Source organism: Pseudomonas sp. NY15435 (assembly GCF_048068295.1).
Lineage (GTDB): Bacteria > Pseudomonadota > Gammaproteobacteria > Pseudomonadales > Pseudomonadaceae > Pseudomonas.
Window position 1 is genome coordinate 171,947 of the sequence record NZ_JBLUQA010000011.1, and the last position, 13,769, is coordinate 185,715.

The window sequence follows — 13,769 nt, forward strand, 5'->3', positions numbered from 1 at the left end:
TCCTCAATTGCGGTCTTGCTGAAGTGGGTGTCGGCGCTGCGCGCTGTAGGCGGGAAGGCTGGTGAGCCGTTCGTCCCAGACCGCGCGGCCGATGGTGAAATGATAGAGGCTGACCGGGCAGTCCGGACCACCGCCGAGCAATTCGTCCAGTGCCGGGTCGAAATAGCAGCCGATGCCGGTGCCGGAAACGCCCGCGGCCTCGGCTTCCAGATAGAGCAGTTGGCCGATCTGGCCGGCTTCCCAGTACAGGCGCGGATAGGTCCAGGCGCCGTCGGCGAGAGCAGCGTCGAGGTCAGCCAGCATGGCGAAGGCAACGCAACCGTCGCTGGCGATGTCCTGCCCGCAGGACAGGAACGCCGACAACCCGCGCGCATCGCCGGACAGCAGGCGGTACAGCGGCACGCCGCTCTCCTCCACCGGTTGCCAGAGATAATCTGCGCGCAGTCCGCCGGCCTCGCGGCCGCTGCGGCCCAGCCAGTACAGGCCCGGTTCCAGGCCCTGGACGCGGTGGACGAAGAGCAACAGGTCGATCCGCGCCGGCTCGCCGCTGCACGCGAAGGGAACGGGCGAGCTCTCGGGCATCAAGCGGCGCAACCAGGCATACAGCAACTCGGCGTGAATACCGCTGCGGCCGTCCATGGATTGCGCACTGCGGCGGCGATGGAGGATCGGGCGCAGCGGCAACCCGGGGTTATCCACAACCGCTTCGGCTTGCGACGCGGACCAGTCACCACGCGGCAGCACGGGTGCGCGGCAGAGCGAGTGCACCCGCTCCAGCTCCGGCCAGTGGCGATACTCGCGAGACAGGCGATTGGGCACGCCAGCCAAAGGCAGCTCGGCGATCGCCTTGAGCAGCGCATCCGCTAACGGGAACTCGACAGATTGTGCGGGGCCGATCCACAGCAGCGCATCGGCGAACTCGTGTTCGCTGAAACCGTCGCGGTCGAGGCCGATCAGCGCATCCAGCCGTGCTTCGGCAATGCCGCGCAACAGGCGCACTTCCCAGCCCTGGATCGCTGCGGCGATGCCCAGGCAAGCCAGCGCGTGACCGAGGTCGTGGTTGCAGTAGCGGTAGGCGCGTTCGCCGTACTTCCAGGCTTCGCGCCAGGGAATGCTCGCCAGCGCCAGCAGAAAACCGCCGGAGGGCAATACCTCGTTCAGTTGGTGCGCCAGCGGCACCGGCAGCTCGGCGCGGACCTCCAGCACGTGCTCGTCGGCACTGTAGTGCGCCAGCAGCGCAGCGTTATCCACAGCCCCGGCAGGCAGCAGCAGATAGGCCTCGGTCGGGTGCAGGTTGCCGCTGGACGGGTTGACCCGCAGCGCCCAGCGGTTGCCGCCGGCCTCTTTCCAGGCAGAGATCGCCAGGCTGTCATAGAGCAGTTGCGAAACGCTGGCCAGACTCAGCGACGCGGGCTGACCGATGGGGCCGGCGAACACGTCGTCATAACCTGGCGACTCTTCCTGCGGCCGATGCAGCAGTTCGATGCAGCGTGCCCCGGCATAACGGCGGAACGCGGCCGGCTGGGTCGCCCAGTCGAGTTGGCCGGGGCCGGGAGCGAAGCGCTCGGGGCGGTGGCTGCTCAGCTCGTGGTAGGCGCGCACGCCGTCTTCGGCCTTCATGGCCGACGAACCCGATAGAGCACATGCGGGCGCAATGGATGGCCTTCCGGCAGGCGCGGGTGCTCGAAATCGCTAGCCTCATCGCGGAGCATGCCCAGGCGCTGCATCAGCCCCTGGGACGGCAGATTGGCCGGTACGGTGAAGGCCACTACCTCGTCCAGCTTCAACTGGTCGAATGCAAAGTCCAGCGCCGCGCGGGCCGCTTCCAGCGCATAGCCCTGGCGCCAGTAGGCAACATTGAAGCGCCAGCCGATCTCCACCGCCGGGGTGAACGCTGCTTCGAAGGACACCCTCGCCAACCCGAGCACACCGATGAACGCGCCATCCTCGCGGCGCTCGACGACCCACTGGCCAAAGCCGTGCTCGTCGAAATGCTGGAGGATGCGCGCGGCCAGCAGGTCGCTCTCCTCGCGGCTCATGCAGGCGGGGAAATGCCGCATCACCTGCGCGTCGGCATTCAGCGCGGCGAAGGGCGCCAGGTCGTCATGGCGCCACGGCCGCAGCAGCAGGCGCTCGGTAGTCAGGCTGGGAAAATCCATGGGAATCTTCGCGCTTCATCAAAGGTCACCATGATACCCGGCGACGGGCCTGTAGGACGCACTCCGTCAGACGAGGCGCAATCGATTCAGCACAGAGGCGCCTTCATCTGGTATTTTTCTCCTACCTTCGCTGTCGGTCACTGCCTTGACCGTGCTCACGCAGACAGCCGCGCCGCCCGGGCGCACTTCAAAAAAGACCAAGGAACTCCCATGACGACCTCCACCACCGTACTGCAACGCAGTACGGCCCTGGTGCTTTTCGCATTGGCTGTCGGCGGCTTCGCCATCGGCACCACCGAATTCGCCACCATGAGCCTGCTGCCCTACTTCGCCCCCGCGCTGGGCATCGATGCCCCGACCGCCGGCCACGTGATCAGCGCCTATGCCCTGGGCGTGGTCGTCGGTGCACCGCTGCTGGCGGTACTCGGCGCGCGCCTGCCACGGCGCACCCTGCTGGTGCTGCTGATGGCACTGTTCGCCGTCGGCAACGGCCTCAGCGCCCTGGCGCCAACCTACCACTGGATGCTGCTGTTCCGCTTCATCAGCGGCCTGCCCCACGGCGCCTACTTCGGCATCGCCGCACTGGTCGCCGCCTCCATCGTGCCGCCGCACCGGCGCACCGTGGCGGTCGGGCGGATGTTCCTCGGCCTCACCGTCGCCACCATCATCGGCGTGCCGCTGGCCAACTGGCTGAGCCAGGCCGTGGGCTGGCGCTGGAGCTTTGCCCTGGTTGCCGCGCTGGGCGTGCTGACCATGGTCTGCGTGCGCCTGCTGGCGCCCTACTCGCCCGCCGAACCGGACTCCAGTCCGCTGCGCGAGCTGGGTGCACTCAAACGCGGCCAGGTCTGGCTGACCCTGGGCATCGGCGCCATCGGCTTCGGCGGCCTGTTCGCGGTGTACACCTACCTGGCCGACATCCTCGGCGCCGTCACCCACGTCTCGCCAACCATCGTGCCGCTGGTGATGGCGGTGTTCGGTATCGGCATGACCCTGGGCAACCTGTTCATCCCGGTGCTCGCCGACCGCGCCGTGATGCCCACCGCCGGCGGCCTGCTGGTGTGGAGCGCAGTGGTGCTGGCGATCTTCCCGTTCACCGCCGGGAACATCTGGACCATCTCGATCTGCGTGTTCTTCATCGGCTTCGGCGGCGCCCTCGGCACCGTGCTGCAGACCCGCCTGATGGACGTCGCCGAAGACGCCCAGGGCCTGGCCGCGGCGCTGAACCACTCGGCGTTCAACTTCGCCAACGCCCTGGGCCCGTATCTGGGCGGCCTGGCACTGGCGGCCGGCTACGGCTGGACGTCGCCGGGCTGGGTCGGCAGCCTGCTGGCCATCGGCGGCTTCGTACTGTGGTCGATCTCGGTGGTCACCAGCCGAAGCGCACAACGCAACACCGCCCTCTCCAACGAAGGCTGATCCAACAGGGCCGGCGCAACGCCGGCCCTTTCGTCCGTGCACACCCCCGGCGTACCCTTGCCTGCATGCCGATACCCCTGGTCTACCACGACGACTACAGTCCGCCCTTCCCGGACAACCACCGCTTCCCCATGGAGAAGTTCCGCCTGCTGCGCGATCACCTGGTGGACAGCGCTCTGGTGAGCGACGCCGAGCTACTGCGTCCGGAACTCTGCCCGGTGGATATCCTCGCCCTGGCCCATGACCGCGATTACATTGAGCGCTATTGCAGCGGCGAGATGGGCCGCGAGGAACTGCGCCGCCTCGGCCTGCCCTGGACTGAGGCATTGGCGCGACGCACCGTGCGCGCGGTAGGTGGCTCCCTGCTGACGGCCGAACTAGCGCTCGAACATGGGCTGGCCTGTCACCTCGCCGGCGGAACGCACCACGCGCACCATGACCACGCCTCGGGCTTCTGCATCTTCAACGACCTGGCAGTGATCAGCCTCTACCTGCTGGAAAGCGGCAAGGCCAACCGCGTGCTGATCTTCGACTGCGACGTGCACCAGGGCGACGGCACCGCGCGCATCCTGGAGAACGTGCCGGACGCCGTGACGGTCTCATTGCACTGCGAGAAGAACTTTCCCGCGCGCAAGGCGCAGAGCGACTGGGACATTCCCCTGCCACTGCACCTGGGCGATGCCGACTACCTGAAGGTGGTGCAGGAAGCGCTGGACTATCTGCTGCCGCTGTACCAGCCGGACATCGTGCTCTACGACGCCGGCGTGGACGTGCACAAGGACGATGCCCTGGGCTATCTGCAACTCACCGATGCGGGACTGGCGGCGCGGGACGAGCACGTCATCCGCCGCTGCCTGTCCAGCGACATCCCGGTGGTGGGCGTGATCGGCGGTGGCTACGACAAGGACCGCCACGCGCTGGCCCGCCGCCATGGCATCCTGCACCACAGCGCTGCACGGGTGGCGCGCGAGTTTCAGCTGGAGCGGTAACGCGAGTTGTTGGTGTCCATGCGCGAGGGCAAGCGCTGCTGCTCCCAGCGGGCCAGCTCATGCTCGGAGAATCCCATCAGCGCGGCGGCGCGTGGGCGACAATCGATGGCGTAGTGCTTCTCGCAGAAGCGCATCACCTGTTCGGGCACGTGGTGCTGCAACAACTCCTGCGCGCGCAGCGGTCCCGCGTACTGCAGGTAGCGCGGCAACAGCCGGCTCCAGTTGGTGAACACATAGAGGTTGTGCAGCGCGATCTGTATCGACAGCAACTCGAGCACGCGCTGCTCGAACTTCACTTTCGAGCCCTGCAGGTTCTTGTTCAGGCGCACCACCATATGGGCCACCGCTTCGTTGAGCAGCGTACGGATTTCCTCGCTGGGGAGCGCACGGATGACAATGTCGAGGCCATTCACGCGCACACGCGTGTCGCTGCCCTCCCCCCACAGGTGGGCCTCATGAGAGCGAAGATAATCACGGACTTTCATCGACAGTCGGACCAAGGTTGCAAGAGGCCCGCATGCTGATGGATTCACAAAAGCACCAACATCGGCGCAATCCCGATCCCCTGTAGGAATTCTCGCAACCCCTACCGTTCAGGAGACAGAAAACAGCTTCCCCACTCCCCAGTTTTTTCCACGGCAACGGTGGAGCGGTCTGTGGATAAGCTGCGGGAAAACGCCTGCCAGGCGTATCCCCTCAGGCTCCGGGAGAACTGGACAAAAAATGAGCAACCGGCGCACGGTGTCGCTGCGCTAGAATTGCGCCCTTTCCCGCCCTCCTTCGCCTGGCCCTTTGCATGACCGACTCCCGCCCGCTCGCCTCCCGCACCGCCATCATCATCGGCGGCGGTCCTGCCGGCCTGATGGCGGCCGAAGTCCTGGCCGGCGCCGGCGTGCAGGTGGAGTTGTTCGACGCCATGCCTTCGGTCGGGCGCAAGTTCCTGCTGGCCGGCGTGGGCGGCATGAACATCACCCACTCCGAGGAACGTGAACCCTTCCTGTCGCGCTATGGCCAGCGCGCGCAAACCCTCGCGCCGCTGATCGACGCCTTCGACAACCAGGCGCTGTGCGCGTGGATTCATGGCCTGGGTATCGAAACCTTCGTCGGCACCTCCGGCCGCGTCTTCCCCACCGACATGAAGGCCGCGCCGCTGCTGCGCGCCTGGCTCAAGCGCCTGCGCGAAGCCGGTGTGATCATCCACACCCGGCACCGCTGGCTGGGCTGGGACGCCAAGGGCGCGCTGCTGATCGACGGGCCGGAAGGCCAGCGCAGCCTGACGGCCGATGCCACCGTGCTGGCCCTCGGTGGCGGCAGCTGGCAGCGCCTGGGCTCGGACGGCGCCTGGGTGCCGCTGCTGGCCGGGCGCGCTGTGGATATCTCGCCGCTGCGCCCGGCCAACTGTGGCTTCGAGGTGGCAGGCTGGAGCGAGTTCTTCCGCGACAAGTTCGCCGGCGCGCCGGTCAAGCCGGTGGCGCTCTCGCTGGCCGGCGGCACGCCGCGCCAGGGCGAGTTCGTGGTCACCGCCGGCGGCATCGAAGGCAGCCTGGTCTACGCGCTGTCATCCGGTATCCGTGAACGCATCGAGCAGACCGGCAGCGCCACCGTGCACCTGGACCTGCTGCCCAACCGCAGCCTGGAGCAGGTCGCCAAGGCCGTCGCCCAGCCACGCGGTTCCAAGTCCATGGCCAACCATCTGCGCGGCCGCCTGGGGCTCGATGGCGTACGCGCCGGGCTGTTGCGCGAGTTGTCCACAGCCGCCGACTACGCCGATCCACAGCGCCTTGCCCAGTTGATCAAGGCACTCCCGCTGACCGTGGTGCGCCCCCGCCCGCTGGACGAGGCCATCAGCAGCGCCGGCGGCGTAACCTTCGAGGCGCTGGACGACTGCCTGATGCTCAAGGCGCTGCCGGGCGTGTTCTGTGCCGGCGAAATGCTCGACTGGGAAGCACCCACCGGCGGCTACCTGCTTACCGCCTGCTTTGCCAGCGGCCGCGCGGCCGGGCTTGGCGCACTGCACTGGCTCGAAGCACAAGGCTGAGCGCTGCACTTTATGGAACCATGGTGCTAGATTCTCGATTCCCATCCTGGAGTCGCCTGCATGCCACTGACCTTCCGCCGCGCCCGCCCCGATGACGTCGATGCTGCCATCCCGCTGATCTACAGTTCCGGCCCCGACGCCTTCGACTACGCCTTTGCCCGCCCCGGCCGCAACAGCGCGCAAGACTTCCTGCGCTACGCCTTCGTGCAGGGTGGCGGGCAGTTCGGCTGGCGCCAGCACTGGGTCGGCGAACAGGATGGCCGGGTGGTGGCGGCCGGTACGGTATTCGGTGGCGAGGTGAACCTGGGCTACATGCTGGCGGCCACGCGGCAGATCATCGGCTACTTCGGGCTGGGCTGCGCCGGTGTGATCCGCCGCGGTCTGCAGCTGGAGAGAATCATCTGTCCGCCGCCGCGCAGGACGCTGTACCTCGCGCACCTGGGCGTGACGCCGACGCTGCGCGGCGAAGGCCTGGGCAGCCAGCTGATCGAGCATTTGCTGAAGATCGGTCGTGACGCCGGACTGCCAATGGCAGCACTGGATGTTTCGATGGCCAATCCGAAGGCGCAGGCGCTGTACGAGCGCTTCGGCTTCGCCGTGCAGGTGGAGCGCATCTCGACGCTGCCGGGTGTGTCCAGCCATCGCTACATGCAGCGCCAGCTCTGAGTTAGACTCGCGGCCAGCCGCCCGCCAGAGACGGCCTGCTCCGTTGCCGTCGTGAAGCCTGCTCACGCATTAACCAGGAAGGTTGCCCATGAGCACTGCCAGCGTTGAACTGAAAGTCTTCGTCCCCGCCCGCGATTTCGCGCTCTCCCAGCAGTTCTACAAGGACCTGGGATTTCTCTCGCCGTGGAACTCCGAGGAGCTTGCCTACTTCCACCATGGCGACCATTGCGCCTTCCTGCTGCAGAACTACTACGTCAAGGAATTCGCCGAGAACCTGATGCTGCACCTGCTGGTGGAAAATGCCGACGCCTGGTACGCGAAGGTCCGCGACTCCGGCCTCGCCGAGCGCTACGCCGTGCGCCTTGGGCCACTGGAAGACCAGCCGTGGAAGATGCGCGACTTCACCCTGCACGACCCGAGCGGCGTGCTCTGGCGGATCGGGCATAACCTCGACTGAATGGTGCGCCGCACTTTGGGCTTTTTGTAGGATCGAGGGGGGCGCCTAGCCCTTGCTCGCGAATGGAGTCTCAGGCCGCGCCGTGTTTCCGGCCAACCTTTGTTCGCGAGCAAGCTCGCTCCTACACTGATGCCGCTACTTCAGGTACCAGCCCCAGGGCTGATCCGAGACGTACTCGGTCACCTGTTTCACCTCCAGGTAATTCTCCAGTCCCCACACGCCCAGCTCGCGGCCAATGCCGCTCTGTTTCATGCCGCCCCACGGCGCCTGGGTGAAGGTGGGCTGCGAGCAGTTGACCCAGACGATCCCTGCGCGCAGCCCATCGGCTACCCGCGCGGCACGCTGTGGATCGCCCGACATCACCGCGCCGGCCAGGCCGAAGCGGCTGTCGTTGGCCAGCCGCAGGGCCTCGGCCTCGGTCTTGAAGCGCTTCACGCAGAGCACCGGGCCGAAGATTTCCTCGCGCCAGATCAGCGCATCCTCGGCCGGTTCGTCGAAGATCGCAGGCTCCATGAACCAGCCCTGCTCCAGCCCCGCGGGACGCTTGCCGCCGGTAAGCAGGCGGGCACCGCTGGCGCGGCCCTTGTCGACGAAACCGAGCACCTTCTCGTGCTGCCCCTGGCTGACCAGCGGGCCGAGCAGCACGCCCGGCTGCAGGCCGTTGCCGATGGTGATGGCGCGGGTCGCTTCCACCAGCCGCTCGATCAGGCGCGGGGCGACGCCCTCCTGCACCAGCAGGCGCGAGGTGGCGCTGCACACCTGGCCCTGGTTCCAGAAGATGCCGAACAGGATCCACTCCACCGCCGCCTCGACATCGCTGTCGTCGAAGACGATGAAGGCCGATTTTCCGCCCAGCTCCAGGCTGACGTTCTTGATGTCCTGTGCCGCCGCCGACATGATTCGCGAGCCGGTCGGCACGCTGCCGGTGAAGGCCAACTTGTCCACGCCCGGATGCTGACTGAGCGGCCCGCCGGCGTCCGCGCCGAGGCCCGGCAACACATTCAGCACGCCCGCCGGCAGGCCCACGGCGTCCGCCGCGGCGGCCAGTTCCAGCGCGCTCAGCGGCGTCAGTTCCGATGGCTTGAGTACACAGGTGGCGCCCGCCGCCAGGGCCGGCGCGACCTTCCAGGCTGCCATCAGCAGCGGATAGTTCCAGGGAATGATCTGCCCCGCCACGCCCACCGGCTCCTGGCGGATACGACAGCGAAAACGCTCGTCGGGCAGGGGCAGAGCCTGATCCTGGCGCTGGTCCAGCTCCCGCGCCAGCTCGGCGTAGTAGCGGAAGCAGCCGATGGCATCGGCCACGTCCCACTGCGCCTCGGGCAGCGGCTTGCCGTTGTCGCGCACTTCCAGTTCCGCCAGCGAATCCTGGTTGCGTTCCAGCTCCCCGGCCAGCGCCTCCAGCCACTCGGCGCGCTCGCTGCCACGGCTCTGCCCCCAGCCGCGATTGAACGCGGTACGCGCAGCGCGCACCGCATGGTCGACATCTTCCTCGGTGGCCGCCGGCACTTCGCGCAGTGCCTGGCCGGTGGCCGGGTCGAAGCTGGTGAAACTGCCACCCAGGTCCGGCCTGACCCATTGCCCGTTGATATAGAGCTGGTCACGCATCCTCGAGTCTCCTAGAAGTCGGCCCTCAGGCGGCCTGAACGCCGGTGCGGCGGTTCTGCAGGTAGCGGGAGGTGAACAGCAGCGCCAGCGAGGCGCAGATGATCACCGTGGAGATGGCGTTGATCTCCGGCGTGATGCCCCGGCGGATCGACGAGAAGATGTAGATCGGCAGCGTGGTTTCCGAGCCGGCGACGAAGAAGGCGATGATGAAATCGTCGAAGCTGAAGGTGAACGCCAACAGGAAGCCGGCGAGGATGGCCGGGGCGATCTGCGGCAGGGTCACCCGCCAGAAGGTGTCCAAGGGCGGCGCGTAGAGGTCGGCGGAGGCTTCCAGCAGCGACTTGTCCATGGCTTCGACGCGGGTGCGGACGATCACCATCACCAGCGCCATGGTGAACAGCGAGTGCGCCGCGACCACGGTGCCGAAGCCCATGTTAAGTTTCGGCAGGCCGATGTCCAGCAGCGCCAGCAGCGGGTTGAGCACATCGAACAGGGTGATGAAGGCGATCAGCGTGGCGATGCCGATGACGATCCCCGGCACGATGATCGCGCAGTAGGTGAGCGCATCGAACAGCAGGCGTACGCGTTTGCCCACGCGCTGCAGGCCGAACACCGCGAGGGTGCCGAACAGGGTGGCGATCAGCGCCGAGCACAAGGCGATCAGCGCGCTGTTGCCCAGGGCTTCCATGATGAACGGGTTGTCGAAGGCGCGACCGAACCACTGCACCGAGCAGCACTGGAAGCTCAGCCCGCTGCGCCCGGCGTTGAAAGCGAAGAGCATGATCAGCGCGATGGGCGCGTAGAGGAACAGGTAGACCGAGGTGGAGTAACTGCGCAGCCACATGTCAGAGCACTCCGTCGTTGCGCGAGCCGCCGTAGCGGGCCACGAGCTTCAGGTAGACGCCGATGATCACCAGCATCATCGCCACCAGGGTCATCGCCACCGCGCTGCCGAACGCCCAGTTGCGCGACTGCAGGAACAGGTCGACCAGCGCGTTGCCGACGAAGAACACCTTGCCGCCGCCGAGGATCGCCGGGATCAGGAACTCGCCCATGAGCAGGATGAACACCAGCATCACCCCGGTGATCACGCCCGGCGCGGAGAGCGGCAGGGTGACCCGGCGGAAGGTCTCGAAGGCGCTCGCGCCGAGGTCGCCGGACGCTTCCAGCAGGCGCTTGTCGAGCTTCTCCAGGGTCACGTAGATGGGGAACACCATCAGCGGCAGGTAGCCGTAGACGATGCCGATCAGCACCGCGTAGGGCGTGTTGATCAGCCGCACGTCGGCGATGCCGAAGGTCTCCAGCAGCGCCGGGATGCCGCGGCCGCTGAGCAGGAAGATCCAGGCGTAGGTGCGGATCAGGAAGCTGGTCCAGAACGGCACGATCACCAGGGTCAGCAGCAGCGACTTGTTGCGCCGCACCTTAACCGCGAGGAAATAGGCCAGCGGGTAGGCCGCCAGCAGACAGGCCAGGGTGCCCAGCGGCGCCAGGGTCAGGGTGTTCCAGAAGGCCTGGGCACGGGAACCGAGGTTCAGGTAGTTCTCCAGCGTCAGCCCGCCGCCGTAGCCACCCACGGCGCTGCGCTCGCCGAAGCTGAAGACCAGGATGATCACCAGCGGCATCAGCAGCAGTAGCAGGAACCACAGGGTGGACGGCAGGAGCAGCAGGAGCGTGACGCGCCGGCCGAGGCTTTTCGCACGCGAGGCCGTGGGCGTCGCCTGGGTCTGCGGCAACGGGGCGCTGACAGCGATGTTCATGTTCGATTCCCTACGCATGGGATTGCACGGACCTTTTTTGTAGGAGCGAGCTTGCTCGCGAACGGATTCCCCGGCAGCTGTGAAGCTGGGCGGGTTCGCGAGCAAGCTCGCTCCTACGAAGAGCCGATCAGGCGGCCTTGAACCGCGCCATCAGTTCGGCGCGCGCCGGGCTGGTGAGGGTCGCCGCGGCGCCGAACTCCAGCGGCGACAGGCGCTCGGCCGCCGGGTACATGATCGGGTCGTCGAGCATCGACTGGGAGAGCAGCGCATCGACGCGCTTGTCGCCGCTCGGGTAGCCGTGGGAGAGGACCTCCAGTTTGTTGTGCTGCGGGTCGAGCAGGTAGTTGATGAACGCGTAGGCCGCATCGCGATGCTCGGCACTCTTGGGAATGGCGAAGAAGTCGCTCCAGATCTCGCCGCCTTCCTTGCCCAGCACAAAGGTCATGTCCGGGTTGTCGCGGTGCAGCTGCGAGGCGTCGCCGGTCCAGGCCATGGCCATCCAGGCGTCACCATTGCGCAGCGAGGGCTGGATGTCGGAGTTGATCGCGAACAGGTGCGGCTTGGCCTGGATCAGCAGCTTCTCAGCCTCGGCCAGCTCCTTCGGATCCAGCGAGTTGAAGCTGTAGCCGTAGTACTTGAGCGCGTTGCCGATGGCGGTGAGCTGGTAGTCGTGGACGATGGTGCGGCCCGAGGCGCTGGTCAGGGTCAGGTCCCAGAACTGCTTCCAGGAATCCGGGCTGCCCTTCACGCGGCTGGCGTCATAGACGATGCCGGTGGTGCCCCAGTTCTTCGGCACCGCGTAGACCTTGCCGTCCACCGTGCCCTGGGCCATGAAGCGCTCCTCGAAGGCCTTGGGGTCGAAGTTGGGGATGCGCGAGAGGTCCAGCGGTTCGATCAGCCCGAGCTGCACGTAGGTACTGATGGTGTAGTTGGTCGGCACGAAGACGTCCCAGCCGCTGCCGCCGGCCTGCAGCTTGGCGAGCATCTCCTCGTTGGAGCCGAATACGTTCATCTGGACCCGCGCGCCGGTGGCCTTGGCGAAGGCATCGAAGTTTTCCTGGCTGTGGTAATTGGGCCAGGTGGCCAGCGCCAGGCGGTCACCGATATTGCTGCCCTCGGCCGCGTAGGCCTTGCCGGTCAGCAGACCAGGGGTGTTGGCGGCGACCACCGCCATCGCCAGCCCGAGACCGGTCTTGCCGAGGAAATCGCGCCGCGTGATGGAGCCGTTTTCCCAGCTGCGCATCGTCTTGATGAAGTTCTTCTTGTCCATCGTCACTCCCCGCCTGTCTGCTGATTGTCGTTATGGTTGGATCGTCGGGCTGAGCCCGGTTCAAAGAGCCATGGCCAGGCCGCTGGCCTGGTTCCAGCCGACCTGCACCGGCGCGCCATGCTCGAAGGCTTCGGCCTCGCCGCCGGCCTTGCGCGGCACACGCACGCAAACGATGCCGAAGGCGTCGGTGCGAACGCGGTATTCGGTGAGATTGCCCAGGTAGATGCGGTCCTCGACGCGCCCCTTCAGGCGCACTTCGCGCTGCAGCTCCGAATCGGCGGCAGCGATGCCGACCAGCTCGGGGCGCACGGCGATGCAACCCTCGGCCTGGGGCGCCAGCGCGGGGCCGGTGGGCGTCGGCGGGCTACTCAGTTCCAGCCCGGCCGGGGTACCCAGCACCACGCGGCCGGAATCAAGGCGGCGCACGGTGCCGGCGAACAGGTTGGACTCGCCGATGAAGTCCGCCACATAGCGGCTTGCCGGGGTCTCGTAGAGTGCCTCGGGGGTGGCGGTCTGGATGATCAGGCCGTCCTTCATGATGCTGATGCTGTCGCTCATCGACAGCGCCTCTTCCTGGTCATGGGTGACCAGCACGAAGGTGATGCCGACCTCGCGCTGCAGGCGCAGCAACTCCGACTGCATCTCCTTGCGCAGCTTGCGGTCCAGCGCCGCCAGCGGCTCGTCGAGCAGCAGCACGGTGGGCTTGTTGACCAGCGCACGGGCCAGCGCCACGCGCTGTTGTTGGCCGCCGGAAAGCTCGTGGGGCTTGCGCGTGCCGAAGCCGGACAGGCGCACCATCTCCAGCGCCTCGTCGGCCATGCGGCGCTGCTGCGCGCGGTCCGGGCGCGGCGTGCGGTAGCGCAGGCCGTAGGCGATGTTCTCGGCCACCGTCAGGTGCGGGAACAACGCGTAGTGCTGGAACACCATGTTCACTGCACGCTGGTGCGCCGGCACCCCGGCCACCGCCTGGCCGGCCAGCAGCACCTCGCCTTCGCTGGGCTGCTCGAAGCCGGCGATCATCCGCAGGGTGGTGGTCTTGCCGCAGCCGGAACTGCCAAGGAAGGAATGGAAGGCGCCACGCTTCACCTTGAAGCTCAGCCCGTTGACCGCCGGCACGCTGCCGTAGCGCTTGACCACGTTACGGAATTCGATATCGAAGTCCTGACCGCTCTCCATCACCGCGCGCTCCACTTTGTTCTTGTTGGGGCTCACGCTAGCAACGGGGCTTTCGGGGTGTATATATCCCTCGGGGGATAGATGGCGGGATTGGTACTCTCGGTACGCACTCGCGCAATGGGCTCTCCCTGTAGGAGCGTGCCATGTGCGCGATCGCGGGCATGGCACACATTGGTCGTCCGCAGCTGAGGGGGACTGTAGGAGCGAGCTTGCTCGCGAACGAGATTCCCCGG

13 protein-coding genes are annotated in these 13,769 nt (G+C 66.9%); 5 read left to right on the plus strand and 8 right to left on the minus strand.

Going from position 1 to position 13,769, the window contains the following annotated elements; genetic code table 11:
* Positions 1-3 precede the first annotated feature (3 nt).
* Positions 4-1,620, minus strand: a complete 1,617-nt coding sequence (locus tag ACNFH5_RS23850; protein WP_416750242.1) for a SagB/ThcOx family dehydrogenase — start codon at positions 1,618-1,620, stop codon at positions 4-6.
* A complete protein-coding gene (locus ACNFH5_RS23855) occupies positions 1,617-2,159 on the minus strand; it encodes a GNAT family N-acetyltransferase (protein ID WP_416750244.1) in 543 nt (180 codons plus the stop codon). Before ACNFH5_RS23855 ends, ACNFH5_RS23850 begins: the two co-directional genes overlap by 4 nt.
* A gap of 210 nt (positions 2,160-2,369) precedes the next feature.
* Here ACNFH5_RS23855 and ACNFH5_RS23860 point away from each other — a divergent pair, with 210 nt between their 5' ends.
* A complete protein-coding gene (locus tag ACNFH5_RS23860; RefSeq protein ID WP_416750246.1) occupies positions 2,370-3,575 on the plus strand; it encodes an MFS transporter in 1,206 nt (401 codons plus the stop codon).
* A 65-nt stretch (positions 3,576-3,640) separates the two neighbouring features.
* A complete protein-coding gene (locus tag ACNFH5_RS23865; protein ID WP_416750248.1) occupies positions 3,641-4,564 on the plus strand; it encodes a histone deacetylase in 924 nt (307 codons plus the stop codon).
* Here the strand turns inward: ACNFH5_RS23865 and ACNFH5_RS23870 are convergent.
* Positions 4,549-5,049, minus strand: coding sequence for a hypothetical protein (locus tag ACNFH5_RS23870; protein ID WP_416750250.1), 501 nt, complete (start codon positions 5,047-5,049; stop codon positions 4,549-4,551). The genes ACNFH5_RS23865 and ACNFH5_RS23870 overlap by 16 nt on opposite strands.
* A 377-nt stretch (positions 5,050-5,426) precedes the next feature.
* On the opposite strand from ACNFH5_RS23870, the gene ACNFH5_RS23875 reads away from it, so the two are divergent.
* The 3 genes from ACNFH5_RS23875 (at position 5,427) to ACNFH5_RS23885 (ending at position 7,725) form a co-directional block, all read left to right on the plus strand.
* Positions 5,427-6,602 carry a TIGR03862 family flavoprotein gene (locus ACNFH5_RS23875; protein ID WP_416750360.1) on the plus strand — a complete coding sequence of 392 codons (1,176 nt, stop codon included), beginning with the start codon at positions 5,427-5,429 and terminating at the stop codon, positions 6,600-6,602.
* 60 nt (positions 6,603-6,662) lie between these two features.
* Entirely contained in the window at positions 6,663-7,268 is a 606-nt protein-coding gene (locus ACNFH5_RS23880; RefSeq protein ID WP_416750252.1) for a GNAT family N-acetyltransferase, read from the plus strand.
* 88 nt (positions 7,269-7,356) lie between these two features.
* Positions 7,357-7,725, plus strand: a complete 369-nt coding sequence (locus ACNFH5_RS23885; RefSeq protein WP_416750254.1) for a VOC family protein — start codon at positions 7,357-7,359, stop codon at positions 7,723-7,725.
* A gap of 135 nt (positions 7,726-7,860) precedes the next feature.
* Here the strand turns inward: ACNFH5_RS23885 and ACNFH5_RS23890 are convergent, their stop codons facing one another.
* The 5 genes from ACNFH5_RS23890 to ACNFH5_RS23910 form a co-directional block, all read right to left on the minus strand.
* A complete protein-coding gene (locus tag ACNFH5_RS23890; RefSeq protein WP_416750256.1) occupies positions 7,861-9,333 on the minus strand; it encodes an aldehyde dehydrogenase family protein in 1,473 nt (490 codons plus the stop codon).
* A gap of 25 nt (positions 9,334-9,358) precedes the next feature.
* A complete protein-coding gene (locus ACNFH5_RS23895; protein ID WP_138212064.1) occupies positions 9,359-10,177 on the minus strand; it encodes an ABC transporter permease in 819 nt (272 codons plus the stop codon).
* A 1-nt stretch (position 10,178) separates the two neighbouring features.
* Complete coding sequence (locus tag ACNFH5_RS23900; RefSeq protein ID WP_416750258.1) at positions 10,179-11,090, minus strand: ABC transporter permease; 912 nt, start codon at positions 11,088-11,090, stop codon at positions 10,179-10,181.
* A gap of 127 nt (positions 11,091-11,217) precedes the next feature.
* Entirely contained in the window at positions 11,218-12,360 is a 1,143-nt protein-coding gene (locus ACNFH5_RS23905) for an ABC transporter substrate-binding protein (protein ID WP_416750260.1), read from the minus strand.
* Positions 12,361-12,420: 60 nt separating this feature from the next.
* Positions 12,421-13,536, minus strand: a complete 1,116-nt coding sequence (locus tag ACNFH5_RS23910) for an ABC transporter ATP-binding protein (protein WP_416750363.1) — start codon at positions 13,534-13,536, stop codon at positions 12,421-12,423.
* Between the last annotated feature and the right edge of the window lie 233 nt (positions 13,537-13,769).

Bases quoted from the DNA above. Each gene is read 5' to 3' on its own strand.
- ACNFH5_RS23850 (WP_416750242.1), bottom strand. From the start codon at position 1,620: ATGAAGGCCGAAGACGGCGTGCGCGCCTACCACGAGCTGAGCAGCCAC.
- ACNFH5_RS23855 (WP_416750244.1), bottom strand. From the start codon at position 2,159: ATGGATTTTCCCAGCCTGACTACCGAGCGCCTGCTGCTGCGGCCGTGG.
- ACNFH5_RS23860 (WP_416750246.1), top strand. From the start codon at position 2,370: ATGACGACCTCCACCACCGTACTGCAACGCAGTACGGCCCTGGTGCTT.
- ACNFH5_RS23865 (WP_416750248.1), top strand. From the start codon at position 3,641: ATGCCGATACCCCTGGTCTACCACGACGACTACAGTCCGCCCTTCCCG.
- ACNFH5_RS23870 (WP_416750250.1), bottom strand. From the start codon at position 5,049: ATGAAAGTCCGTGATTATCTTCGCTCTCATGAGGCCCACCTGTGGGGG.
- ACNFH5_RS23875 (WP_416750360.1), top strand. From the start codon at position 5,427: ATGGCGGCCGAAGTCCTGGCCGGCGCCGGCGTGCAGGTGGAGTTGTTC.
- ACNFH5_RS23880 (WP_416750252.1), top strand. From the start codon at position 6,663: ATGCCACTGACCTTCCGCCGCGCCCGCCCCGATGACGTCGATGCTGCC.
- ACNFH5_RS23885 (WP_416750254.1), top strand. From the start codon at position 7,357: ATGAGCACTGCCAGCGTTGAACTGAAAGTCTTCGTCCCCGCCCGCGAT.
- ACNFH5_RS23890 (WP_416750256.1), bottom strand. From the start codon at position 9,333: ATGCGTGACCAGCTCTATATCAACGGGCAATGGGTCAGGCCGGACCTG.
- ACNFH5_RS23895 (WP_138212064.1), bottom strand. From the start codon at position 10,177: ATGTGGCTGCGCAGTTACTCCACCTCGGTCTACCTGTTCCTCTACGCG.
- ACNFH5_RS23900 (WP_416750258.1), bottom strand. From the start codon at position 11,090: ATGAACATCGCTGTCAGCGCCCCGTTGCCGCAGACCCAGGCGACGCCC.
- ACNFH5_RS23905 (WP_416750260.1), bottom strand. From the start codon at position 12,360: ATGGACAAGAAGAACTTCATCAAGACGATGCGCAGCTGGGAAAACGGC.
- ACNFH5_RS23910 (WP_416750363.1), bottom strand. From the start codon at position 13,536: ATGGAGAGCGGTCAGGACTTCGATATCGAATTCCGTAACGTGGTCAAG.